This is a genomic window from Crocinitomicaceae bacterium, from assembly GCA_016708105.1.
In the GTDB taxonomy this organism is placed as follows: domain Bacteria; phylum Bacteroidota; class Bacteroidia; order Flavobacteriales_D; family Crocinitomicaceae; genus JADJGJ01.
Genome location: JADJGJ010000002.1, coordinates 487,334 through 512,586 on the forward strand (window position 1 = coordinate 487,334; position 25,253 = coordinate 512,586).

The window sequence follows — 25,253 nt, forward strand, 5'->3', positions numbered from 1 at the left end:
AGTTCATTTCTGTTCATCGGCTGTAAACCGACCTTTGTCGTTGAATTTTAGGGTGAGAATTGAAAACTTTGCTGGTACCGACTGATTTCTCGGCTAGTGCGAATAATGCGCTGAGGTATGCGTGTGAACTTGCACAACAAACCGACAGCACCATCATTTTACTGCATTGTTATCAGATACCTGCCGGGCAAGGCAACGTGCTTATTGATTTTAAAGACATTCTTGAAAAAGATTCTCAAACCGGTTTAAAAAAAACAGTTGAAAATTTTCAAGACGAAGATTTTGCAGCCGGACTAAAATTTCACACCGAAAGTTATTATGGTTTTTTACCTGAAGGCATTGAGGTGATCTCAAAAAAGTATGCTGCTGATTTGATTGTGATGGGTACTACCGGAGCGTCAACCTTAGCCAAAAAATGGTTTGGCAGCAATACCGCACATTTGTTGAAGAATACCCATCTTCCTGTTTTGGTTGTGCCCACCGCAGCCAAATGGCAAACATGGAATCAGGTGATTGTTGCCACTGATTACGTGCCTTCAAAAAGCGGAAATATCATTCGGCAATTGAAAAAATTAGACGGAAGTTTTAATTTGCGCTTTGATGTTTTGCACGTTATTCAACAAGAAAATGAACCGGCTGATTTCAACAAATTTGAATCAGCATTTATTGCAGCTGTTGGCAGTACTGATATCACTTTTCATTATCAACCCGCTGCTGATGTTACGCAAGGAATTCTCAACTACGTAGAAGATCATAATTGCGATTTGCTTGTTATGTTGCGCCGTAAACATGGTTTTATGGAACAACTTTTTCAGGCAAGTGCAACTCGCAAAATGGCGCTGCATGCTAAAAATCCGGTGCTGCTTTTGCAGGATTGATTTTTTGGAGTGGGAAACAGTTTCATAATTTATTTTTGGGTGAAAACAGACTAAAAGTAATTGATGCAATTATGTTTTCTTAACTAATTTCGGGGCATATGCATTGAACTTTTCCACTCTCACACTCCCACTCACTCTGATTCATCTCACTCACTCTGATTCATCTCACTCTGATTTTAATTTCCACTCTCACACTCTCACTCACTCTGATTCATCTCACACTCCCACTCCCTTTGATTCATCTCACTCCCCCAACTTAGCTTCAATTTGTTTGCGCACGGCAAGAATACCTCTTTCCAAACCTGAAAAAAATTTGGAGCGTTCTTTCGCGTTTACGATACTGATAGGGCTAGAATTGGCGAACAAATTCTGCAACATGTATTCAGCTTCTTTGGTATAATACGGATCAGCGGTGAGCAAATAATTCATGATGTTTTGTGTGTTGTAAACTGCTCTTCCATCTTTCCACTTAATCAAATAGGTGTTGTGAGAAATGTAGGTTTCATTGTAATACACATGATACTCATTCCCTGAAGTCACCGGTTCATTACCACGGGTAAATTTTCTGCCTAGTTCAGCTTGCAACTGCATGTGTTGAACCAATTGCAATAAATTGTCAAGCAACTCTAAACTATATTCCGGTTCTTCAAACAAGTCTGCATCAAAATAATATTGAATTTGCCTTAAGGTTCCGTGTAGGGTTTCGTTGCTGTACACTTCATGCGTGGTGATAGAATTATAAAGGCTGTGCGCTTCTAATCCAACCTGAAGAGATTGCTTATCAATTTTAACCCGCTTGAATTTTTCATTTGCATAGGCGGGCATTTTCAGATATGTTTTTGCCCAAAAGAAAAATTTGAATCGCGTGATGTGTGGTAAATTGAAAATTTGAAACAGTGGAGTATCATTCACGCTCAAATAAAGTTCAGGGTTTTCAAGATTTTTGACTTGTCTTAATCCATCTCGCAAACCGGTGAGGTATGCCAGATAATTAAAGTCAGTTTTAGATAAAGTATTGTAAGTAAAAACAACCTGACCTTTGCGATAAGTACCATAATCATCAAATGAAATATCATACTTTTCACACAGGGTTTTAGTTTCATAAATAGTGAGCGGAACTTCACCTCGCATGCGCCGGTATACTGCGTCTTGACTTAGGTTGAGCGTGTCTTGCAACACGTTGGCCAGTTTCTCTCCTTTGTTCAGTTTTTCTTTCACTGCATTGAGGAGACGCTGTTGAATATCCGGTTGTTTTTCCATAATAAATGGTTTACATATACTGGTGACCGTTGAGGTAATTTTTCACGTAATCATCCACTCCGTCTTCTAACGAATGAAAAGGCGTTTGGTAGCCATTGCGCAAAAGTTTAGACATGTCAGCCTCTGTGAAATACTGGTATTTATCACGTATGTCAGCAGGGGTGTCTATATATTCAATATGTGCAGTTTTTCCTAAAGCATTGAATGTTGCAAGCGCAAGATCTTCAAAGGTTCTTGCTTTGCCTGTTCCTAAATTGTATAAGCCTGATTCAGGTTGATGAGTCATCATGAAGATGCAAACGTTGACTACATCTTTTACATAAATAAAATCACGCAGCTGACCTCCATCTTTATATTCAGGTTTATGTGATTTGAATAATTTCATTCCGCCTTTATCACAGATTTGATTAAAAGCGTGAAAAATTACTGAAGCCATGCGCCCTTTATGATATTCATTGGGTCCATACACGTTAAAAAATTTGAGACCTGCCCAAAAAGGCGGAACCAGATTTGCCTCTTTTTTTGCTACCTGATTAATCGCCCATTTATCAAAATCATTTTTAGAATCACCGTAAGGATTGAGGGGTTTAAGTAACTTCACTACTTCGTGCGAATCAGTATAACCATGCTCACCCAAACCGTACGTTGCGGCGCTGCTTGCATAAACAAGCGGTATGTTGTACGTGGCGCAAAATTCCCAAACAGCAATGGAGTAGTGATAGTTCAATTCATCAAAAATTGCCTTGTTGAATTCGGTGGTATCTGTACGTGCACCTAGGTGAAAAACAAATTTTATTTCTGAAGCGTGTTGTTTTGCCCAAGCAATAAAAACTGATCTCTCAATGCGTTGTTGAATTTTTTTACCCGACAAATTTTCATTTTTATCAGCGCGTGAAAAATCGTCCACTGCAATAATATTATGATGTCCTGCTCTGTTCAAAGCGCTGATCAGACAAGATGGAATAAAGCCCGCTGCTCCGGTAACTACAATCATGGTGTTCAAATTAATTTCAGACAGTTTGACAGCCTTGTTAGCGTGGCAAGCCAATTGCTGCGTCAGAACAAAAATAGAATTATATTTTAACTAATTTTGATCAAACAAAACTAAATCTATGAGCTACAGTAATTATGATGTGATTGATGATGGCCGCGGATCAGTGGCGCTGTCACGTTCTTTTTTTGCCAATGTCTACAAATACATGTTCTTTGCCCTTGCCATTTCAGGCGGCTTAGCCTATTATGCTTCAACTTCGTACACCTTTTTATCCATGATGTTCAATGAGTCCGGTTTAAGTGGTTTCGGATATGTGATCATCTTTTCTCCAATTTTGGTTGTGATTGCTATTCAATCTATGGTCAACCGGTTGTCGTTTAGTGTGATTTTATTTCTCTATCTGGTGTATTCAGTTTTAATTGGTCTGAGTTTAAGTTTTATCTTTCTTTTGTACACTTCTTCTTCCATTGCACTGACATTTTTTGTAACAGCCGGCGCATTTGGTTCTATGGCCTTGCTCGGTTATTTCACCAAAACTGATCTCAGTAAACTGGGCTCATTACTTTACATGATTTTTATTGGAATGTTCATTGCAAGTATTGTCAACGTTTTTATGGGAAGTGATACTATGGACTATGTAATTTCTTTTCTTGGTCTCTTTGTATTTACCGGTTTAACTGCTTGGGAGATGCAAAAATTGAAAGCCATTTCTGGCAATACCTCACTTGCGGGTGATGAGAGAAAAAAAATGGAACTCATCGGAGGATTGCAGTTGTATGTGCTTTTCATCAATTTGTTTTTATCTATTCTTCGTTTTGTTGGAGATAGAAATTAATACCATGATTTTCGGGATGCATAAATTTTGATCTGCAAGAGAAAAAATTGCAAGCATAAAAAAAACCGCAGTATTCAACCTGCGGTTTTTTTATTCATTTTTTTTCAAATTCAGAAATTGAATAATCTCAAATTGATCAAAACGTTCATTGTTTGCACTCCGTTTGGTTTAATAATTATTCTATACCTCAATTTAGAATCATTGAATGGTCGCAAAATTTTATTCAAGAATGGCGGTGTTCAGAGCAAGGGTAAACCGCCTAAAAAAATCAGGTGTTGAATTTGTAGGTTGTAATCTTAATAAATCAGGAAAAGATAAGCTCACCCAATCACGAATTTCAGTACATTTACCTCATGGGTAAAACACTGGCTAAACCGCTGAAAATTTATAATGCTTCTGCCGGAAGTGGAAAAACCTATACCTTGGTGCAAGAGTATCTCAGAATTATTTTGCAGGATTTATATCCGGGAAAATTCAAATCTATTTTGGCCATGACCTTTACCAATAAGGCGGCCAATGAAATGAAAACAAGAATTATTCAGGCGCTTGAAAAATTGGCAAAACCTGCACCGTTAAAGTCTGCTGATGACACCAAATTTTTACTTGATACGGCAAAAGAACAAAATATCTCACCGGAATTATTAGAAGAAAGAGCAGCAGTTATTCTGAATGAAATTCTTCATCATTACGGTGCATTTTCCATAATGACCTTAGATAAATTTACCCACAAAATCATACGAACCTTTGCTCGTGATTTGAATTTGTCTATGGATTTTGATGTAGAATTGGATGTAGAATCACTGAGAAGAAATATCACCGATTTATTAATTGATCAAGTTGGCAGAGACGGTGATTTGACTGAGCTCATGTTGCGCTACGCCAATTCAAATCTCATGCAAGATAAATCGTGGGACTTCTCAGGTCAGGTATTTGAGTTTAGTGATTTACTATTTAAAGAGTCGGCGCTCAAAGCTATTTCATTGTTGAGTAAATTAAGTCCTTCTGATTTTTTAAATCTGCAAGCTGATCTAAAAAAAGAAATTGCCATCTTGCAAAATACCATGGAAGGCAGTGCTATTGAAGCGTGTGAACTCATCAGGTCGAAAGGGTTAACGCTACAAGATTTTAAAGGAAAATCAACCAATAGCGTTTACGCATATTTCATCAAAGTGAAAGCCGGTAATTATGTTTTGCCTTCAGATACTTTGACAAAATATGTTGCTGCCAATGAATGGGCAGAGCCAAAATCGTATGCTAAAAATGAAATAATTAATCTTGCGCCGTTACTCAAAAAATATCTTGATCAAGTGTGTGACGGAATAGAAAAAGCAAAAGAAAAATTTACTCTTTCGCAAGAAATTCTTAAGAACATCAACAACCTTTCACTGCTTAATCATTTGATGAAACTGGCTGATGAAATTAAAGCAGAACAAAATATTTTACTCATTTCAGATTTCTACAAAAAAATTGCCGAGGTAATCATGGATGAAAAAGTTCCGTTTCTCTATGAACGAATGGGTGTGCGCTATGAACATTTTTTGTTGGATGAATTTCAGGACACATCCAGATTGCAATGGATCAATATGGTGCCACTGATTCATAATTCACTTGCCGCAGGGAATACTAATTTAATTGTAGGTGATGGTAAGCAAGCAATTTACCGTTGGCGCAATGGTGAGGTTGAGCAATTTACCAATTTACCAAAGAAAATATTTAATCCTGAAAACATCGCTTCGTTACATGATGCTGAAGAATTATTCCAGAGCTCAGGTGAAATAAAAAATTTGGATAAAAACTTTCGTTCAGCGCCTGAAATTGTGAATTTTAATAATGCACTTTTTGATTTACTGGCAAAAAATCTTTCACCTGGTTTGATATCTATTTATGAAAGTGTGAAGCAAATTCCGGTTAAAAGACATCCGGGCTTTGTTGAGGTATTTTTAAAAGATAAGTTGACAACCGATGCACAATTTGAATACATTCATCAAATAATCGGTCGCTGTTTGAATGCCGGCTGGCGATGGAAAGATATTTGTGTGTTGGTGCGCAGGAATAATCAGGGCGCTGATGTGGCGGCGTTTTTGACCAATCTCGGTATGAAAGTAATTTCTCCTGATAGTTTATTTATTTCAAAAGATCAGCAGGTAAAATTCATTTTCAATCTCATGTGCTCAGCGGCAATGCCCTATGACCGAAATTATAAAATTAAGGCACTTGAACATTACGCGGTATTGTTTGCCCAACAGCAACCCGGTATTCTTATTGATCAATACAGATCACAAATAAATTCACAGGAAATTGAATCAATTTTTAAACAAGAAAATTATTCGCTTGAGAAATATACCTCATTTGAAAATTTGTTTGACTATGCGCTTCATTTAGTACACTCTTTTAATTTAGATGAAGAAAAAAATCCTTACATCCAGTTTTTTTTAGAAGAGATTCACGAATTTGAAAAAAGACATAACACGGGTATTCGTGACTTTGCAGAGTGGTTTACTGAAAAAGGTAATTCAAAATCTATTGTAAGTCCTGAAGGGGCTAATGCTATTCAGGTAATGACCATACACCGGGCAAAGGGCTTAGAATTTCCGGTGGTGATTTGTCCGTTTTTTGACTGGTCACCAAAATTAGAAAATCAGGTTTCATGGATTGAAGATGAAAAAAGCACTTTACCTGCATTTTTTCTGAAAATGAATTCCAGCGTAAAAGAAACGAAATACAAAACCGTATATGATTCAGAATCTGCAAAACTTGATTTTGATAATCTGAATTTAATATACGTGGCATTAACCCGGCCTGAATGTGCCTTGTTTATTTCAGGTGATTCATCTAAACCAAGATCTATTGCAAAAGACTGGTTGACCAATGCATTCAAGCAACTTCCTTGGTCATTGACAGAGAGTGATCGTTTATCAATCGGAGAACTTAAAAAAACCGAAGAGCACAAGAAACAAACTGCAAACGCATACACCATTGATGAAAAATATAAAACCTTAGACAAATTAAAATTCAGTTTTAAAAGTGCCGAGAATTGGAGCGTTGAACATCTTGATGAAAAGCGGCGCTTTGGTTCAGAATTACATTTGGTTTTGTCCAAATTGAACAAAGAAGAAGATCAACAAAACATCATCAATTACTTGGCAAAAAAGGGCATGATTTCTTCAGAGAATAAAGCTGCTTTAGAAAATGCCGTGAAGGATTTGTTCAGAGACGAGCGGTTTAGATCATACTTTGTGCCTGAAGCCGTGAATGAAAAAGCCATGGTGAATGAAAAGGGTCAAAAACTAATTCCGGATAAATTGATTTTTTACCCCCATGAATTATTGGTAGTTGATTTTAAAACCGGATTAGAGAAAGACCAATATTTGGGTCAGGTGCGCGATTATATTCAAACTTTACAACGCATGGGTTATTCCAATGTGCGCGGAGAAATCTATTACGTACATGACAAATCAGTCATTGAAGTGAGGTGAATTTCAGTTAGGTCGCAAATTAAACTCTTCTCGTATATGCAGGTCACGACATGCGCAACCAGATTGTCCTTTTCTTGCAACCTCATGACCCAAAATTTACGCCATTACTTGACGAGATCAAATCATACATTAAGTACCCTAACGAAACTCCATAGCCCCAAAAAAATCCCGAAGGGATGACATGATACTACCGCTGAAAGATATTAATCCCGAAGGGATGACATGATACTACCGCTGGGAGAACAAAAATATTTAAATCCCGAAGGGATGATATGATACTACAACTGAAAGAACTGAAAGATATTAATCCCGAAGGGATGACATGATACTACCGCTGAAAGATATTAATCCCGAAGGGATGACATGATACTACCGCTGGGAGAACAAAAATATTTAAATCCCGAAGGGATGATATGATACTACAACTGAAAGAACTGAAAGATATTAATCCCGAAGGGATGACATGATACTACCGCTGGGAGAACAAAAATATTTAAATCCCGAAGGGATGATATGATACTACAGTTGAATGAGCAAAAAGATCTAAATCCCGAAGGGATGACATAATCTCCCGGTTATTTCTTCTTCAATTGACGCCGAAAAAAAAGGTAATTAAACAATCAATAAACTAATTTAATCTTAAAAAAATTACGCCACTCCCGGATTTTTTTTCTGAATCTGCGCAACAAAATTTTTAATTTTTTGTTCGTCATCCTGTTTCACCACCATCAGAATTCCGTTTGATTCAACAACAATATACCCGTTCAATCCTTGAAGCAGTGCCACTTTACCATCAGGTAAGTTTACAATATTGTTGCTGCATTCAAATAAGTATGATTCATTTCCTATCACTGCATTTCCTTCAACATCTTTAGTGAGATGTGTGTATAATGAGCCCCAGGTTCCAAGGTCAGACCAACCCAAATCTGCCAATACCACGTAGACATTTTTTGCATTTTCTAACACGGCAAAATCAATAGAAATATCTTCACACGCTTTGAATGCGTTATTTACAAATTCTTGTTCTGAGTTTGTATTGTAATCATTTCCTTTAGATGTAAAAAGTGCGTTGAGTTTGGGTTTAAATTTTTCAAGCGCCTCAATGATTGTTTTTGCTTTCCAAATAAATATGCCGGAATTCCAATAATAATCGCCACTGCGTAAAAATAATTCAGCTACTTCTCGGTTAGGTTTTTCAGTAAACTGTTTCACTTTTCTCACTTCACCAATGATGATATCGCGTCCGTCTTCAAACTGAATATAGCCATAGCCTGTATCAGGTCGGGTAGGTTTTAGACCAAGAGTTACCAGGCATTGTTCTGTTTCTGATTTTTGCAATGCAGTTTCAATCACTGAGACAAAAGCATCTTCTTTTAAAATAAGATGATCTGATGGTGCGATAACGAGATTAGCATCTTTGTTTAGCGAAAAGATTTTGTGTGCAGCATATGCAATAGCCGGCGCGGTATTTTTTCGCATGGGCTCAGTGAGAATATGTTCGGATGACAAACCCGTTTGTTCTTTTACCAGGGATGCATATTTTTGATTTGTTACAACGTAAATCTGATCAGAGGGAATGAGTTTTTGCAAACGTTCAACTGTCATTTGAATGAGTGTTTTACCGGTGCCAAGTACATCTAGGAATTGTTTTGGACGGTTTTCCCTACTCATAGGCCAGAACCGGCTGCCAACACCGCCTGCCATGATTATTGCGTAATGATTATTCTTCTTCATCTCTTATTAATTCAACTTCAGCTACGCCGTGTACGCGATATTTTTCATTGGTTTCAAGCAAAATGCACTCATACCGCTTGCGCAGCTTTTTTCCTTTAACGAAAATTCTGTCGTTAAGTTTGAATTTTTGCCCAAATTCAATGTGTTCAACAAAAACGGCTGGTCGTTTGTCATAGCGTCTGAGTACTCTGTACAAGGCATCATCACTGCAACTGGAAGCTTTTATATTGCCCAAATAATTGTTCACGGCTAGGGTAATATCAAAGGGTAAAATTTCAGCATCTAACACGGGTTTGAAAAGTATTCTGAATTCATTTTTCCATTCTCCACCGTGTGACTGAACGGTATTTCTGTATTTTTCCCAGCAGGTAAGATGCGCCATTTCATGAATGGTAGTAATTAAAAACGCGTACTTGTTGAGATTCCCGTTTACCGTTATTTGATGTGTTTTACCCATAAACGGATGCCGATAATCTCCGTACTTTGACTTGCGCTCTTGCGTGATGGTGAAATGAACTTGTTTTTCAACCAGAAAACGTGAAATATAAGCCTCTGTTCCAACCGGAACAAAACGCTGAAGCACCTGCGTGAATTGCTGTATTTTTTCAATGGGTTCTATGATACCAAATTACATCGTTTTGTGAAGGAATTTAATTTTTCCCAAAAGAAAAAATCAACAAGGTGACGAGAAATAAAATAATTTTGACTTGTGAATTCAAAAAAATCTTGGATAGAGAATCTTGTAGTAGCACTTCAGAAATCAGGCTGCAAGGTAGAACTGAAGCAGGATCACTGGCAGGTTGGTAAGCTTAGGGTTGTTCTTATTTCATCAGGGCATAAACATGAGGTGATGAAATCTGAAACAATTTATTTACATGAAGATATAGTGCGCAACAGAATGTCACAAGTTGTAAACCGACTCATCTCTCAAGCTGGCATGAACCAACGAAAAATTCACGGCAGGTCAACTAAGGTGTTTAAAATTGATTTGAAATCTGCAAAAGAATTTATTGATGACAATCATGTGATGGGTTTTGGCGGAGGTAAATATTTTTATGGTTTGTATTTGAAAACTGAACTGGTTGCTGTTGCGGCTTTTTCTAAAATCAGATGGATGAAGTATGAAAATCCTCCCTATTGGTCAACTGAACTTGAGCGGTATTGTTGTCTACCACAAACTTCAGTTAATGGTGGATTAAGTAAATTGATTTCATTTTTTGAGCTTCACCATAAATCAGATGATCTCATCACAACCAGTGATCTTGAATGGTCTGACGGAAAGGCATATCAGAAAATTGGGTTTGAAGCAATAGATAAAACTAGCGCTTTATTATTTGCTGTAAATAAAAAATCTTTTCAGCGCAGATTGATCAAGTTGGAGACTGAATTATTGGAAAATGAATATGCGGTGAGCAACCTTGGCAATATCAAATGGCGAAAAAACAACGACTATTCTTCGCCTAAAACGTCTTGAATCAAATCATGCTCATACCCTTTAGAGGCAAGGTATCGCATAAGTTTTATTTTTTTATCTGTTTGGCTTTTGGCCTTCACCAATCGTTCTTTACTTTTCTTTAATTCAGACAGTGTGAACACGTAATCATCTGCATCAATTTCTTTCAACGCTTTTTGAATTGAATAATCTGAGATTTTTTTTCGTTTTAACTCAGCACGTATTTTTATTTTCCCCCATTTTTTTATTCTGAATTTACCACTTACAAAAGCTGATGCAAAGCGTTCTTCATTTAAAAAATTATGCGTGATAAGATGTGAAATCAATGCTTCAATTTCATCAGGTTTCAAGCCCCAAGAGTTTAGTTTTATACGTATTTCTTCGGGTGCCCGTTCCTGATAGGCACAATAGGATTCAATTTTTGTTTTGGCTGTGAGAAAAGAATATGACGCTGCTTGCGGCATTGTCAGAATTCAATAGGTTGGTTGTTCCCGTTTTTAAAATGATATTCCATAAACTGATGTTCACTAACGGCATGAACCGGAATCCATTTTTTAAATTTGAAATACCATTTCCATTGTTTTGATTTTGGAAATCCACCTTTGGTAAAGTATGCTGCCAAGTAAGGATGAACATTAAGAGATAGTTTTTTCTCTTTTCTGTCCAAGATGAGATAGTTCAATTGATTTTCAATTTCATCTGTGAACATGATAGAAGCCTGAATTTTTCCGCTGCCTCCGCAACTAGGACAAACTTCTGAAGTTTCAATATCTGTTACCGGTCTTACACGCTGTCTGGTAATTTCAACAACGCCAAATTTACTTGGTGGAATAATACTGTGTTTTGCGCGGTCAGGCTTCATAAACTCTTTCAGTTTTTCATGAAGTAGTTTATTATTTTCCTTGCTGTGCATATCAATGAAATCAACACAGATGATGCCTCCCATATCACGTAAACGCAAAACGCGTGCAAGTTCTTCGGCGGCTTCAAGGTTAACGGCAATAGCATTTTTTTCTTGCGTGTCACCTGCTGAACTGCGGTTTCCGCTATTCACGTCAATTACGTGCATCGCTTCGGTGTGTTCAATAATGAGGTAACCGCCACTTCCTAGTGGAACTTTTTTACCGAATAGAATTTTTATTTGCTTGTTAATTCCGAAGTGCTCAAAAATATCATGCTTACCCTCATACAATTTGAGAATATTTACTTTATCAGGTGAAATAGATGAGATATATTCCTTGATCTCTTCTAGCAGTGAAGGGTCATTGATGGTGATTTTTGAGAAATTCTCATTGAGCAAATCACGCAGCAGAGACGAGGCCCTGTTCAACTCACCCAAAACACGCGCCGGAGATTTAGCTGTTCTCAGGTTGGTGTGCATGGTTTTCCAGCGTGCTAACAGATCGCGCAAATCAGTATCTATTTCAACTATTTTGCGATTTTCAGCTACGGTGCGAATAATTACACCAAAATTTTTGGGGAGAATACTTTTGACAATATCGCGCAGGCGATCTCTCTCAGCACTTTCTTTAATTTTTTGAGAGATTGAAATTTTGTTTGAAAAAGGCACCAGCACAACATAACGTCCGGCCAGTGTAATTTCAGAACTCAATCGTGGTCCTTTAGCTGAGATAGGCTCTTTGGCAACTTGGACTAAAATTTCACGGGTAGAGCTTAGAACATCGGTAATTTTACCGTCTTTATCAATATCACCTTCGGGTTTGAAGTAGAGCAGGTCAGCTACATTCTGTTTTTCATGAAGCGTATCCTGCGTGAATTTGTCCATAGATTTGAACTGCGGACCCAGGTCAAGATAATGCAAAAAAGCATCCTTCTCATAACCTACATTGACAAATGCTGCGTTAAGATTAGGAACAACTTTTCGTACTTTTCCCAAATAAATATCACCTACTGTAAAATCTGTATTCCCCTTCTCCTCATGAAGTTCAATTAACTTGCCTTCACGCATCAGAGCAATCCAAATTCCACCCGGTTTTGAATTAACTACTAATTCGAAATTCACAAGAACAGATTTAAGATAAACTAAGAAAACTTAGCAACAGAAGCCGCTAAGTTTTAACGATTCATTTTTTGCCTACTCAAGGTAAGGCGTAACAGGCTTAAAACTTAATACCAGCTCAGATGCTGACATTATTTTTTCTTTTTATGTCTGTTTTTTCTTAGTCTCTTTTTTCTCTTGTGAGTTGCCATTTTATGTCTTTTTCTTTTCTTTCCGCTTGGCATAGCTAAGTCTTTTAAGTATTAATAATTCAGTTAATATTATATAAAAAACTTCCTGATTTACAGGAAGTTTTATCACATACTCCATTAATTTTGGAGGTCAAAGATAGGAAAACAATTCGTTTTTACAATAGTCTGGTTATTTTACCACTACATTGTCCTTTACTTCTTCAACAAAGGTTTTTGCCGGTTTAAAGGCAGGAATGTTGTGAGCAGGGATAATAATAGATTCATTGCGTGAAATATTTCTTCCTGTTTTTTCAGCACGTTCTTTAATAATGAACGAACCAAAACCTCTTAAATAAACGTTGTCACCGTTGATCAACGATTTTTTAACTGAGTTCATAAATGCTTCTACAGTAGCTTGTACAGCAACTTTTTCAATGCCTGTTTGTTCTGAGATTTCAGCAACGATATCTGCTTTTGTCATAATATTGGTGATTTAAATCTGGTTAATTTGGGTGCAAAAATAACTGATATTCATTGAACTATTCCAATAATTTAGACAGAACTTTACATTTTGTATATTAAGAATGGATTTTACAACATCAATACAAAAATGGTTTAGACAAAACCACCGCAGCATGCCTTGGAGAGAGACCAATGATCCGTATTTGATTTGGTTATCTGAGGTGATATTGCAGCAAACACGGGTTGAGCAAGGTATGCCGTACTATCTGCGTTTTGCACATAAATTTCCCAATGTTCAGGCACTTGCAAGGGCTAAAGAAGATGAAGTACTGAACTTGTGGCAAGGCCTGGGATATTATAGCAGGGCTCGCAACTTGCATGCGGCTGCAAAAGAAATTGTATCACGTTTTCACGGAACATTTCCAACTGGTTATGCAGACATAAGATCGCTCAAGGGAGTAGGTGATTACACCGCTGCGGCTATTGCATCATTTGCCTTCAATCTCCCTCACGCAGTGGTTGACGGAAATGTTTTCAGAGTCATCAGCAGATTATACAAAATTGATTTACCGCAAGACAGCGCCGCAGGAAAAAACTTAGTCAGTCAAATTGCTCATGAGCTGTTGAGCCCAAAAAGTCCGGGTTTACACAATCAGGCTATGATGGAGTTGGGATCATTGGTTTGTACGCCTTCAAAACCAAAATGTGAGTCTTGTCCGGTTGCTCATTTTTGTTTGGCATTTGAAGATAAATCACTGCTGAATTATCCGGTGAAAAAAAAGAAAATAAAAATCAGAGAGCGCTATTTTAATTACCTAGTTATAACAGATGAAAAAAATGTCTTGATCAAAAAAAGATCTGCGGGTGATGTTTGGGAAGGTTTGTATGATTTCAAATTAATAGAAACCCCTCAGGCATTGACTTCATTATCTGCAAAAGATTTACCATCTGATGTACTTAAGATCACGCATGACGGTAGCTTTATGCACATTCTTTCACATCAGAAAATTTTGGCTGACTTCTGGCTGGTGAATGTGAAAAAAATTCAAGCGCAGAAAAATGAACGTAAAATTGCCCTCAACGACCTTGAAGATTATCCCATGCCGCAATTGTTGATAAGATATCTGAAAAAGGCAAAGCTGGCTTCGGGTTGAAATCTTTATATTTGTTAGAGGCGGTTGAGTTTTGTTGTTTCTCCCTGCAATCAATAAATTCTAATAAATGCATTATGGCCGGTACTGTAAACAAAGTTATTCTGGTAGGTAATCTCGGTAAAGATCCTGAGATAAAATATCTGGAGAGTGGTGTACCTGTTGCAAAATTTTCTATTGCAACATCTGAAATTTACACAGATAAAAATTCGGGTGAAAAAAGAGAAATCACCGATTGGCACAACGTGGTGATGTGGCGCGGCTTGGCAAAAATTGCAGAACAATATCTGAAAAAGGGCATGAAAGTTTATATTGAAGGAAAGTTAAAAACCCGATCATGGTCGGATGAAAATCAGCAAATGAAATATGCCACTGAGGTTATTGCAGATGAAATGGTGATGTTAAGCAAAAATGAGGCAGCTGGTGATCAACAGGTGAAACCTTATCCGCCAACAACTGAAAATATTGAATTGCCGCCAATGAATCTTGGTGAAGATCCTGCTGATGATCTTCCATTCTGAACCATTAGTAATAATGCCTGAGCCTGGTTTTCATATCATCTTACTTCAAAATACTCAGCCGGATTTCAGTGCAACGCCGGTAATAATTTCGCTTGTTTTTATTGCCATTGCATTGATTGGTTCAGCACTGGTATCTGCCAGTGAAGTTTCATTTTTTTCTATCAATCCTGAGTTGAAAGATGAACTTGAAAAAAACAATAGCAAGTCAGCAAGGCTCGCAATTTCTCTTGCTGAAAAACCAAAAGAATTGCTGGCAACCATTGTCATAGCAAATAATTTTTTCAATGTTACTTTTATTCTCCTTGCTGCTTATCTGAGTTCTATTTTATTCCCCGCTGATTTGAATGCTGACATTACACGTTTCATTTTAGATGTGGCAATTTTCACAGTGATCATTTTGATATTTGGTGAAGTTGTACCAAAATATTATGCAACACGTTATGGAAAAAAGGTGCTGCTCATGATGGCAATTCCGCTCTACTATTTCAGTCATCTGCCTCCGTTCAGCTGGGTAAAACTTGTGCTGGTGAAAGGTTCTAATCTTGTTGGTAAATTCAGTAAAGTTGATGAAAGTGATCTTACGGCAACTGAATTGTCACATGCTTTGGAGTTGACCATGGAAGAAGGTGGCACCCTGCAAGATGAACAAATTTTAAAAGGGATTGTAAGTTTTGGAAAAAAAACGGTGAGACAAATAATGCGTCAGCCGGGTGAAATTGCTGCTGTCTCTGCACGCTATGATTTTGGTAATGTACTGGCTTGTATTCGTGAATGCGGTTTTTCAAGAATACCGGTTTATCAAAAATCAATTGAAAAAATCGACGGGGTAATTTTTGTAAAAGATTTGTTGCCACATATTGATAAAGGGGTTGATTTTAAATGGCAAAAATTAATCAGACCGGTATACTACATTCCTGAAACAAAAAAGATTGATGACCTCTTGCGCAGTTTCCAAAACCGAAAAGTACATCTAGCTATCGCACTCAATGCCCAACATAAAACTGCCGGTTTAGTGACGCTTGAAGATGTGCTTGAAGAAATTGTGGGTGATATCTCAGATGAATTTGATGAAGATGAAATTACCTATTCTCGTTTGGATGATGATACCTTTGTTTTTGAAGCAACAATGCCTCTGCAAGATTTTTTCAAAGTAGTGAAACGCTCAGATAACGAATTTGATCACATTAAAACCAAAGCACAAACTTTGGGTGATTTTGTTATGTTTCATCATAATGAAACTAATCCAAGTGGTCAGGTTAGTATTCCTGGTCTTATTTTTACCATAGAATCATTTGAAGATAAAAAACCAAAACGAATCAAAGCAAAAAGAATTTAATAATACCTTAATATGAAATTCCAATACTACGCAATAGCTCTTTTTACCTTTGGATGTCTGGCTTGTGGAGCTGATATGCCTGAGTATTATCCAAAACCTGATGGATATTTGAGGCTTGATTTTCCTGAAAGAACTTATACAAAATATGAACCAGCGTGCCCTTATGCGTTTGAAATTCCTGATTACTTTAATGTGATTGATAAAGATTCATTTTGTAATATGAAAGATATTTTGATGCCACGTTTTAATGCCCAATTGAATCTTACGTATATTCCGGTTGACACCAATTTATTATTGCTGATTGAAAAATCAAGACAACTTGTCTATGAACATAGTCAATTCGCTGATGGGATTGATGAGTCAGTGATTACTGATGCTTCAAAGGGAACCTATGGTGTCAGATATCAGATTACGGGTGATGCCGCTTCACCATATCAATTTTATCTCACAGATAGTACAGATCATTTTTTACGCGGCGCATTGTACTTTAATGTTAAACCAAATTATGACAGCGTGAAAGCATCGTTAGATTATATTCAAGAAGATCTGGATCACATGCTTGAAACTGTCATTTGGAAAAAAGACTCATTGAAATGAATTTTTCAAAACCTATCAACATGATTGCTGCCGGTAGCGTTATTTTAACTCTACTGGTTTTTATTGGCGTGATTTCATTACAACAAGTTGCCGAAAATTCATTTCCATTGGTTTCTCTTATTGCTATTCCTCTCACTGCCGGTGTAGCATCGTTTGTTATTTTTTGGATGATGGTTGAGCGATACATCAATAAAAAAATCAAATTGATATATCGCATCATCAGCAATAGAAAAATCACAGATGATCAGGTGAGAGAATTTAAAATCACGGAAGACGTGTTCAGTAAATTAACTAAAGATACAGCAGAGTGGGCAGTGCAACAATCAAAACAAATTTCAGAGTTGGAAGAGCAAGCAGCTTTCAGAAAAGAATTTTTGGGAAACTTGGCGCATGAATTGAAAACTCCGGTCTTTAGTATTCAAGGTTATATCCTCACCTTGCTTGAAGGCGGTTTGGAAGATGAAAAAGTAAACCGTGATTTTTTAGAAAGAGCACTGAATGGTGTTGAGCGCATTGCGCATTTGTTAGAAGATCTAGACGAGATAAGCCGATATGAATTTAATCGGCATGAAATAAAACTAAAAAAATTTGACATGGTAGCCCTTGCCAAAGCTACATTTAAAGAGCTTGACCAAAAGGCAAAAGAAAAGGGAATCAATTTGACCTTCAATAAAAATTATGATCCGGTTTATGTTTTTGCTGATGAAGGAAAAATAAGACAAGCGCTCACTAATTTGGTGGTGAATTCAATAGCTTACGGATCAGAGAAAGGAACTACTACGGTGCGCTTTCATCAATTAGATATAACATCTGATAAAACAGGTAAACAAAAAATATTGGTTGAAGTTGCAGACAATGGTTTGGGAATTGAGGAAAAACATTTGCCTCGTTTATTTGAGCGTTTCTATCGGGTTGATAAAAGTCGTGCACGCCATGCGGGCGGCTCAGGTTTGGGCTTGGCAATTGTAAAACATATCATTGAGGCGCACGGTGAAACTATTAAAGTGCGAAGTACTGAAGGGGTAGGCTCTACTTTTTCATTCACGCTTGCCGGGGGCTAGAATTTCTTCCTTGATTCCATAAAAAAAAAAGGAGCCCATCAGACTCCTTTTCTAAATTATTTTAATTTTTCTTATTCAATAACCAAGGCATTCCAGCGGTTGGCATCAACAAGTTTTACTAAATCAAATCCGTCTTTTTTTAAGGTAGAAAGATCTGCATCTGACAATAGGTTTGGATTACCTGCTAAAACGCTGACTGAGGTATTTCCGTTTTCTGTTTTTTGTTCTATCTCAACATTCACACCTAATGTATCAGTAAGCACCATTTTTTTAATTTGAATATCATTTTGCGTGGTTACAGTAGTGTCAGCAGGCGTTGTAATTTCTTCTTCATGATGACCTCCACTTAATAGCGGGGCAATAACTAAACCAACCAAACAAGTTAGTTTAATCAAAATATTCATAGATGGACCAGATGTGTCTTTGAAAGGATCACCAACAGTATCACCTGTTACAGCTGCTTTGTGTGGTTCAGATTTTTTGTAGAAAGTTTCACCGTTAATTACAACACCTTTCTCAAAAGATTTTTTTGCATTGTCCCATGCTCCACCGGCGTTGTTTTGGAACAAAGCCCAAAGTACACCACTAACACATACTCCTGCCATATAAGCTCCAAGCGCTTCAGGTCCCATTACAAAACCAATGATGATTGGAGAGATAATAGTGATTGCACCCGGCAACATCATTTCACGAATGGCAGCACGCGTAGAAATTTCTACACATTTTCCGTAGTCAGGTTTTCCGGTTCCTTCTAAAATTCCAGGAATTTCTCTAAACTGACGACGTACTTCATTCACCATTTGCATAGCCGCCTTACCAACAGAACTCATTGCAAGGGCTGAAAAAACAACCGGCACCATACCGCCAACAAAAAGCGCTGCAAGCACATCTGCTTTAAAAATATTGATACCGTCAATTCCGGTGAATGTCACATAAGCGGCAAACAAAGCAAGTGCTGTGAGTGCGGCAGATGCAATAGCAAATCCTTTTCCAATAGCAGCGGTAGTATTACCCACTGAATCTAAAATATCTGTTTTAGCGCGCACTTCTTTAGGCAATTCACTCATTTCAGCAACACCACCTGCGTTGTCAGCAATAGGGCCAAATGCATCAATTGCAAGTTGCATAGCGGTAGTTGCCATCATAGCAGAAGCAGCAATTGCAACACCATAAAATCCGGCTAAAGAATAAGAACCCCAAATTGCACCGGCAAATAAAAGAACGGGCATTGCAGTACTCATCATACCTAATGATAATCCGGCAATAATGTTGGTTGCAGCTCCGGTTCCTGATTTTTCAATAACACCTCTTACAGGACGTTTGCCCATGCCGGTATAAAATTCAGTAATGAAAGAAATTAAACCGCCAACTGTAAGACCAATAATAACAGCACCAAAAACCATCATGGAAGTAACTTCTTTCATGCCTTCACCAAAGAAACTCATGGTCATTTTTTCTGGCAACATGGCTGTAATAATAAAGTAAGAAGCAATAAGTGTAAGTATGATGGATGTCCAGTTACCTAAATTGAGTGCGCCTTGAACTTTGCTTTCATTAGCACCTTCTTCTTTTACTTTCACTAACCATGTTCCAACAATAGAGAAGACAATTCCTAATGCTGCAATGACCAATGGAAGTAAGATGGGTCCAATATTTCCAAAAGCATCTGTAACACTTCCGCCCATGTCTTTAATCACATAATTTCCAAGTACCATAGCTGCCAGAACAGTAGCTACGTAAGATCCAAATAAATCAGCACCCATACCGGCAACATCACCTACGTTATCACCTACGTTGTCGGCAATGGTAGCGGGGTTGCGCGGGTCATCTTCAGGGATACCGGCTTCCACTTTACCAACCAAGTCAGCTCCAACATCAGCCGCTTTTGTATAAATACCTCCACCCACGCGCGCAAAAAGAGCAATAGATTCAGCACCTAATGAAAAGCCTGCAAGCGCTTCCAATACCATGGTCATATCTCCAGTGTTGGTCCATTGACCGTTCATGAACATGTGGTAAATCAAAATAAACAACATGCTCAATCCAAGCACAGCTAAGCCCGCAACGCCAAGTCCCATTACGGTTCCGCCGGTGAATGAAACTTTTAAAGCTTTGGCTAATGAAGTTTTTGCTGCTTCAGCTGTTCTTACATTGGCTTTGGTTGCAACACGCATTCCAATGAATCCGGCAAGGGCGCTGAAAAAGGCTCCTATCACAAAGGCAACCACAATGAACCAATGTGAATGCTCTGCTTTAATTCCGGGTACAGTTGAAATGATGCCGAGCAATATACCTGCTAACACCACAAAAATTGCCAATACGCGATATTCTGCTTTCAAAAAAGCCATTGCACCATCTGCAATTGCACTTGCTATGCCGCGCATTTTTTCACTCCCTGCATTTTGTTTGGTTACCCATTTAGAAAGAATAAACATGTAAATCAGCGCAATTACGCCGAATGCAGGAATGATGTAAATTAATTTTTCCATAGTTCTGTTGAAGTTTGGTTGTCTTACCTTTCTTTTGAAAAGGTCGGCAAAAGTATATCATTTGTACTAATTGTGCAAATTCAGATATTCAATCGGTTCAAGTTCACTGATATCTATGGCGTGATATTGCTTTACATGGCGTGAATTGTGAAGAGTTCAACAAGTTTTTATTAATAAAAATCAACCCTTTTGTAATTAAATCGTCTTGTACTATATAAATTTATACGCTGATCTCGAATTGATGGGGCAACACAATTGCGGGACAAGAATTAAAAAACTACAAGCATGAAAAAAATTTTCAATTTGTTTTTACTGGGTGCAGCCACATTCGTTTTACAGAATTTGAATGCACAAACTGTGATTTGGAGTGAGGACTTTGATCCAACTCCCGGCGGATGGACTTATGCTGCAATTGGACCAAATGGAGCCGATCCTAATTTTTTTGAAATGGATGATGATGAATCCGGTGTTGCGCCTCCGGGTTGTGGTGTTGCCGGTACCGGAAATCAAACATTACACATCACATCGGTATTTTTTCCTGGTGGTGGTGCAGCCTATGATGCCGGCGGTCTATGCGGAATTTTAACTTGCCCTCAAACAGCAACACGTGCGCAATCTCCTAATATTTCTACGGTTGGATATACCAATCTTACCCTCTCATTTGATTATATAATGGGTGGAGATGCCTCTGATTTTGGTGGTTTATGGTATAATGACGGAATGGGGTGGGTAGCTCTTACCAATCCTTTGCCTCAAACTCCAGGTGGTTGTTTGCCACAAGGTCAGTGGACTAATTACTCTATTGCATTACCGGTATCATGTGAGAATATTGCCAATTTACAAATTGGATTCAGCTGGATAAATAATGATGATGGAGTTGGAACTGACCCGTCTATTGCAATCAATGACATTGAAATTACTACGCCAACATCTACACCTCCTGTTGCATCTTTCACTACCACGTCAACTACAATTTGTGTTGGTGATTGCATTGACTTTACTAATACAAGTACCGGTGGCCCTTTCACAACTACTGACTGGACTTTTACAGGTGCTACGCCGGCGACATCTGCCGTAAATAACCCAACCAATATTTGTTATAATACAGCCGGAACTTATGATGTTTCTTTGTTTGTTGAAGATGCTAACGGAAATGATATTGAAACAACAGTAGGCTACATAACTGTTGTAAACACACCAAACGCCGGTGCAGATGGAAGTTCTAATATTTGTAACAACGCCACGCTTGATTTAAATACCTTATTGAGCGGTGCTGATGCAGGTGGAATCTGGGCAGAAACTTCAGGCACACCAAGCGGACAATTTACAGCAGGTACCGGTGTGCTTGACGGAAATGGATTGGGTGTAGGAAATGTCTACACGTTTACGTATACCGTTTCTGCAAGCTGTGGTTCTGATGTTTCAACCTTCACCATTACGGTGATTGATTGCAGTGCGGGTACTCCACCAACAGCTGATTTTTCTGCTTCGCAAACTACAATTTGTGCAGGTGACTGCATCACCTTTATTGATTTGAGTACACCGGGTGATATTACCAACTGGGCATGGGATTGGGGTGGAGGTGCCACACCAAACAATTTTGTTGGTCAACATCCATCTGCAATTTGCTTTGATACGCCGGGTACTTTTACCGTTACGCTGGCAGTAATTAATCCATTTGGCAATGATACTGAAACTATGACTATCACGGTGAATGCCTTGCCAACGGTAACTGCAAATGCATCTCCATCTACTACAATTTGCGCTGGTGATCCGGTTACGTTAACCGGTGGTGGAGCATCAACCTATACATGGACAGGTGGAGTAACTAACGGTACACCATTCACTCCTGCTGCCACTGCCACATATACTGTTACGGGTACAGATGCCAATATGTGCGAAAATACGGCCAACATTACTATCACTGTTACTACCTGCGTGCCAATGGTTGCAGGGTTTAGTTATAACGACAATATTTGCGCAGGTGATTGTATCACTTTTACAGATACTACAACCGGTAGCCCTATTTCATGGAATTGGGATTTTGGCGGCGGTGGAAATCCTGCTACATCTACTGACCAAAATCCGGTGGTATGTTTTGATGCACCCGGCACGTATAATATCCAATTAACAACTACTGATGCAGGAGGAAATAATTCATCTACCACAAACAGTATTTCTGTTTTTGCTTTACCAACAGTTACAGCAGAATTAGATACTACCATTGATATTGGAGGAGCAGTAGAATTAATTGCTGCCGGAAGTGGTAGCGGTTCATATATGTGGACTCCTGATGATGGTGATATTGATTGTGATACTTGCTCGTCAACTTATGCATATCCATTAATTGATACTGAGTTCTTTGTTGTATTCACAGACATCAATGGATGCACTGCACAAGATACGGTATCAGTTGTCGTAAATTTTATTGAAGGAATTGGAATACCACAAGCATTCTCACCAAATGGCGACGATCAAAATGATGTATTATTTGTGCTTGGTTATGGGATTAAGCAAATGAACTTTACCATCTATAATCGCTATGGACAGAAAGTTTTTGAAACGACTGATCAAACCATTGGTTGGGATGGAACATTTAAAGGCAAAGATGAAAATCCCGGCGTGTTTGTGTGGGTGCTTGAGTACACTTTTATCACCGGACAAGGTGGAGTGATGAATGGTAATACTACATTAATCAGATAAAAAAATCAGCAAGATGAAAAAGATACAGGCAATTTTTGTAATCACGTTGGGAATTACGTCAGGCGCTTTTGCCCAACAAGATAAGCACTTCTCTATGTTTGCTGAATCACCGGTTTATATGAATCCGGCGGCGGCTGGTTTTTCTCCGGGAAATATGCAATTGTTTACCAATTTCAGAATGCAGTGGCTCACTGTTTCTGATACGCCATTCAGAACAATTAGTGGAAGTGCTGATTGGAGAATGATGGATCATGGCAGCTTCATGGGTATGGGTATTAATTTTTATAATGATTTGTCAGGTGACACAAAATATCAAACCAATGAAGTAACTCTGCCAATTAACTATGCTATTGAATTGTCAAGAGATAATCACTTGTCTCTTGGTATTCAACCAGCGTGGTATCAGCGAACCATGTTAAATCAAAATGTAACCTGGGATAATCAATGGACTGGTACATCTTTTAATACAAGCATCAACAGCGGTGAAACAATTTTAAATCAAAATTTGTCACTCAATAAATTTGATATTTCAGCCGGAATTTACTGGTATGCACACTTGAATAAAAATGTGCGTTTGTCTTTTGGTTTGGCAGGACATCACTTGTCAAAACAAAAAATTAATTTCATGGCTGAAGACAATAAATTATACCGCAAACTGACCTTGCACGGTCAGGCAGTATTTAAAAATCCAAATTCACAATTGTCTATCATTCCTGCATTTTATGGATTTATTCAAGGGCCAAATAAAGAGTTGGTCATTGGGTCAAACTTCAGATACCTCATTCGTGGTTCATCACGTGTGACAGGATATTTTGAAGAGATTGCATTGTCATGGGGCGCATACTACAGATTAGGTGACGCAATTCTTGCAAATATTATTTTTGATTTTGCCGGATTAAGTGTTGGTGCAGCATATGATTTAAATATATCATCACTCACCAGAGCATCAGGTGGAGTTGGCGGATTTGAGGTATTTTTAAGATATCGCATCCAATTTGGAACCGGAGGTTTAGGTAATCCAAGTATCCATTAATATTTTTGTGTTATTATAAAATGGAAGAACCGGCGCTTGCCGGTTTTTTTTTACTCTTTCATGTCCGTATCTTTGTACTATGTCAGTTAAAATTCGTGATATTGAATTGGGAGAATTTCCTCTGTTGCTTGCTCCAATGGAAGATGTGAGTGATCCTCCATTCAGAGCTTTGTGTAAAAAACACGGCGCAGATTTAATGTACACTGAATTTATTTCAAGTGAAGGGTTGATTCGTGATGCGGTGAAGTCAAAACAGAAATTGGATATTTTTGAATATGAACGACCAATTGGAATTCAAATTTTTGGTAGTGATATAGAATCAATGAAACGCACAACAGAAATTGTTGCGCAGACAAATCCTGATATCATTGATATTAATTATGGGTGTCCGGTAAAAAAAGTTGCATGCAAAGGAGCAGGTGCCGGCATACTGCAGGATATTCCAAAAATGGTAAGTATGACTGCTGAAATAGTGAAGTCAACTTCTATACCGGTTACAGTTAAAACAAGATTGGGTTGGGATGATAAATCAAAACATATTGTTGAGGTTGCTGAGCGTTTGCAGGATGTAGGTATAGCTGCAATTTCAATTCACGGCCGCACAAGACAACAAATGTATAAAGGTGAGGCTGATTGGACGCTGATTGGAGAAGTGAAAAAAAATTCTCGCATGGTGATTCCTGTTTTTGGAAACGGAGATATTTCATCACCTGAAAAAGCACTGGAGTATAAAAATAAATACGGCGTTGATGGTATCATGATTGGTCGTGCTGCAATTGGTTACCCTTGGATATTTAATGAAATAAAACATTACTTCAAGCACGGTGAATATCTTCCACAACCATCCGTAATTGATCGTGTTGAAGCTGCACGTGAACATTTGAAATTGTCCGTTGAGTGGAAAGGAAAAGGATTAGGCATTGTAGAAATGCGCAGACATTATTCAAATTATTTTAAAGGGCTACCTAACTTTAAAGATATGAGAACGGTGTTGGTTACGTCTAATAATTTGGAGGAGATTTATGAAACGCTGGATCGCATTACAATAGAATTTGCTGATTCAATTTTAGGTGAATAAAT

The 25,253-nt window shown here is 38.0% G+C and carries 20 protein-coding genes; 12 read left to right on the forward strand and 8 right to left on the reverse strand.

Features of this window, described 5'->3' with window-relative positions:
- The first annotated feature begins 59 nt into the window (after positions 1 to 59).
- Positions 60 to 878: a universal stress protein gene (locus tag IPH66_13325; GenBank protein MBK7130325.1), complete on the forward strand. Its 819-nt coding sequence runs from the start codon at positions 60 to 62 to the stop codon at positions 876 to 878.
- A gap of 243 nt (positions 879 to 1,121) precedes the next feature.
- Here IPH66_13325 and IPH66_13330 read toward each other — a convergent pair whose 3' ends face one another.
- Positions 1,122 to 2,138, reverse strand: a complete 1,017-nt coding sequence (locus IPH66_13330) for a hypothetical protein (protein ID MBK7130326.1) — start codon at positions 2,136 to 2,138, stop codon at positions 1,122 to 1,124.
- A 10-nt stretch (positions 2,139 to 2,148) separates the two neighbouring features.
- A complete protein-coding gene (gene rfaD / locus IPH66_13335; protein MBK7130327.1) occupies positions 2,149 to 3,132 on the reverse strand; it encodes an ADP-glyceromanno-heptose 6-epimerase in 984 nt (327 codons plus the stop codon).
- 118 nt (positions 3,133 to 3,250) lie between these two features.
- Here rfaD and IPH66_13340 point away from each other — a divergent pair, with 118 nt between their 5' ends.
- Both IPH66_13340 and IPH66_13345 read left to right on the forward strand, forming a co-directional pair.
- A complete protein-coding gene (locus tag IPH66_13340; GenBank protein ID MBK7130328.1) occupies positions 3,251 to 3,967 on the forward strand; it encodes a Bax inhibitor-1/YccA family protein in 717 nt (238 codons plus the stop codon).
- Positions 3,968 to 4,320: 353 nt separating this feature from the next.
- On the forward strand, positions 4,321 to 7,443 hold the full coding sequence (locus IPH66_13345; GenBank protein MBK7130329.1) for a UvrD-helicase domain-containing protein: 3,123 nt from the start codon (positions 4,321 to 4,323) through the stop codon (positions 7,441 to 7,443).
- A gap of 648 nt (positions 7,444 to 8,091) precedes the next feature.
- Here the strand turns inward: IPH66_13345 and IPH66_13350 are convergent.
- Entirely contained in the window at positions 8,092 to 9,177 is a 1,086-nt protein-coding gene (locus IPH66_13350) for a mannose-1-phosphate guanylyltransferase (GenBank protein ID MBK7130330.1), read from the reverse strand.
- Entirely contained in the window at positions 9,164 to 9,760 is a 597-nt protein-coding gene (locus IPH66_13355; GenBank protein ID MBK7130331.1) for a sprT domain-containing protein, read from the reverse strand. Before IPH66_13355 ends, IPH66_13350 begins: the two co-directional genes overlap by 14 nt.
- A 126-nt stretch (positions 9,761 to 9,886) precedes the next feature.
- Here IPH66_13355 and IPH66_13360 point away from each other — a divergent pair, with 126 nt between their 5' ends.
- On the forward strand, positions 9,887 to 10,651 hold the full coding sequence (locus IPH66_13360) for a hypothetical protein (protein ID MBK7130332.1): 765 nt from the start codon (positions 9,887 to 9,889) through the stop codon (positions 10,649 to 10,651).
- Here the strand turns inward: IPH66_13360 and IPH66_13365 are convergent.
- The 3 genes from IPH66_13365 to IPH66_13375 form a co-directional block, all read right to left on the reverse strand.
- Positions 10,627 to 11,094: a RecX family transcriptional regulator gene (locus tag IPH66_13365; GenBank protein MBK7130333.1), complete on the reverse strand. Its 468-nt coding sequence runs from the start codon at positions 11,092 to 11,094 to the stop codon at positions 10,627 to 10,629. The genes IPH66_13360 and IPH66_13365 overlap by 25 nt on opposite strands.
- 2 nt (positions 11,095 to 11,096) lie before the next feature.
- Complete coding sequence (locus IPH66_13370) at positions 11,097 to 12,653, reverse strand: Rne/Rng family ribonuclease (GenBank protein MBK7130334.1); 1,557 nt, start codon at positions 12,651 to 12,653, stop codon at positions 11,097 to 11,099.
- Positions 12,654 to 13,010: 357 nt separating this feature from the next.
- Positions 13,011 to 13,301: an integration host factor subunit beta gene (locus tag IPH66_13375; protein MBK7130335.1), complete on the reverse strand. Its 291-nt coding sequence runs from the start codon at positions 13,299 to 13,301 to the stop codon at positions 13,011 to 13,013.
- 103 nt (positions 13,302 to 13,404) lie between these two features.
- Between IPH66_13375 and mutY the strand changes: the two genes are divergently transcribed.
- From mutY to IPH66_13400, 5 genes are all read left to right on the forward strand, one after another.
- Positions 13,405 to 14,436 (forward strand): A/G-specific adenine glycosylase, encoded by a 1,032-nt coding sequence (gene mutY, locus IPH66_13380; protein ID MBK7130336.1) that lies wholly within the window; start codon positions 13,405 to 13,407, stop codon positions 14,434 to 14,436.
- 74 nt (positions 14,437 to 14,510) lie between these two features.
- The gene (locus tag IPH66_13385) at positions 14,511 to 14,954 is read left to right on the forward strand and encodes a single-stranded DNA-binding protein (GenBank protein MBK7130337.1); all 444 of its coding nucleotides are present in this window, start codon (positions 14,511 to 14,513) and stop codon (positions 14,952 to 14,954) included.
- Positions 14,938 to 16,290 carry a gliding motility-associated protein GldE gene (gene gldE, locus IPH66_13390; GenBank protein ID MBK7130338.1) on the forward strand — a complete coding sequence of 451 codons (1,353 nt, stop codon included), beginning with the start codon at positions 14,938 to 14,940 and terminating at the stop codon, positions 16,288 to 16,290. Before IPH66_13385 ends, gldE begins: the two co-directional genes overlap by 17 nt.
- Before the next feature lie 12 nt (positions 16,291 to 16,302).
- Positions 16,303 to 16,887: a gliding motility lipoprotein GldD gene (locus IPH66_13395; GenBank protein ID MBK7130339.1), complete on the forward strand. Its 585-nt coding sequence runs from the start codon at positions 16,303 to 16,305 to the stop codon at positions 16,885 to 16,887.
- Positions 16,884 to 17,948 carry a sensor histidine kinase gene (locus IPH66_13400; protein MBK7130340.1) on the forward strand — a complete coding sequence of 355 codons (1,065 nt, stop codon included), beginning with the start codon at positions 16,884 to 16,886 and terminating at the stop codon, positions 17,946 to 17,948. Before IPH66_13395 ends, IPH66_13400 begins: the two co-directional genes overlap by 4 nt.
- Positions 17,949 to 18,019: 71 nt before the next feature.
- Here the strand turns inward: IPH66_13400 and IPH66_13405 are convergent, their stop codons facing one another.
- On the reverse strand, positions 18,020 to 20,437 hold the full coding sequence (locus IPH66_13405) for a sodium-translocating pyrophosphatase (protein ID MBK7130341.1): 2,418 nt from the start codon (positions 20,435 to 20,437) through the stop codon (positions 18,020 to 18,022).
- Positions 20,438 to 20,722: 285 nt separating this feature from the next.
- Here IPH66_13405 and IPH66_13410 point away from each other — a divergent pair, with 285 nt between their 5' ends.
- The 3 genes from IPH66_13410 to dusB all read left to right on the forward strand — a co-directional run bounded on the left by IPH66_13410 (position 20,723) and on the right by dusB (position 25,251).
- Positions 20,723 to 23,140 (forward strand): PKD domain-containing protein, encoded by a 2,418-nt coding sequence (locus IPH66_13410; GenBank protein MBK7130342.1) that lies wholly within the window; start codon positions 20,723 to 20,725, stop codon positions 23,138 to 23,140.
- A gap of 13 nt (positions 23,141 to 23,153) precedes the next feature.
- Entirely contained in the window at positions 23,154 to 24,173 is a 1,020-nt protein-coding gene (locus IPH66_13415) for a PorP/SprF family type IX secretion system membrane protein (protein ID MBK7130343.1), read from the forward strand.
- 79 nt (positions 24,174 to 24,252) lie between these two features.
- Entirely contained in the window at positions 24,253 to 25,251 is a 999-nt protein-coding gene (dusB, locus tag IPH66_13420) for a tRNA dihydrouridine synthase DusB (GenBank protein MBK7130344.1), read from the forward strand.
- The last annotated feature ends 2 nt before the right edge of the window (positions 25,252 to 25,253 follow it).

Excerpts from the sequence above, each read along its gene's own strand:
- IPH66_13330 (MBK7130326.1), bottom strand. The coding sequence starts at position 2,138 with ATGGAAAAACAACCGGATATTCAACAGCGTCTCCTCAATGCAGTGAAA.
- rfaD (MBK7130327.1), bottom strand. The coding sequence starts at position 3,132 with ATGATTGTAGTTACCGGAGCAGCGGGCTTTATTCCATCTTGTCTGATC.
- IPH66_13340 (MBK7130328.1), top strand. The coding sequence starts at position 3,251 with ATGAGCTACAGTAATTATGATGTGATTGATGATGGCCGCGGATCAGTG.
- IPH66_13345 (MBK7130329.1), top strand. The coding sequence starts at position 4,321 with ATGGGTAAAACACTGGCTAAACCGCTGAAAATTTATAATGCTTCTGCC.
- IPH66_13350 (MBK7130330.1), bottom strand. The coding sequence starts at position 9,177 with ATGAAGAAGAATAATCATTACGCAATAATCATGGCAGGCGGTGTTGGC.
- IPH66_13365 (MBK7130333.1), bottom strand. The coding sequence starts at position 11,094 with ATGCCGCAAGCAGCGTCATATTCTTTTCTCACAGCCAAAACAAAAATT.
- IPH66_13375 (MBK7130335.1), bottom strand. The coding sequence starts at position 13,301 with ATGACAAAAGCAGATATCGTTGCTGAAATCTCAGAACAAACAGGCATT.
- mutY (MBK7130336.1), top strand. The coding sequence starts at position 13,405 with ATGGATTTTACAACATCAATACAAAAATGGTTTAGACAAAACCACCGC.
- IPH66_13385 (MBK7130337.1), top strand. The coding sequence starts at position 14,511 with ATGGCCGGTACTGTAAACAAAGTTATTCTGGTAGGTAATCTCGGTAAA.
- gldE (MBK7130338.1), top strand. The coding sequence starts at position 14,938 with ATGATCTTCCATTCTGAACCATTAGTAATAATGCCTGAGCCTGGTTTT.
- IPH66_13395 (MBK7130339.1), top strand. The coding sequence starts at position 16,303 with ATGAAATTCCAATACTACGCAATAGCTCTTTTTACCTTTGGATGTCTG.
- IPH66_13400 (MBK7130340.1), top strand. The coding sequence starts at position 16,884 with ATGAATTTTTCAAAACCTATCAACATGATTGCTGCCGGTAGCGTTATT.
- IPH66_13405 (MBK7130341.1), bottom strand. The coding sequence starts at position 20,437 with ATGGAAAAATTAATTTACATCATTCCTGCATTCGGCGTAATTGCGCTG.
- IPH66_13410 (MBK7130342.1), top strand. The coding sequence starts at position 20,723 with ATGAAAAAAATTTTCAATTTGTTTTTACTGGGTGCAGCCACATTCGTT.
- IPH66_13415 (MBK7130343.1), top strand. The coding sequence starts at position 23,154 with ATGAAAAAGATACAGGCAATTTTTGTAATCACGTTGGGAATTACGTCA.
- dusB (MBK7130344.1), top strand. The coding sequence starts at position 24,253 with ATGTCAGTTAAAATTCGTGATATTGAATTGGGAGAATTTCCTCTGTTG.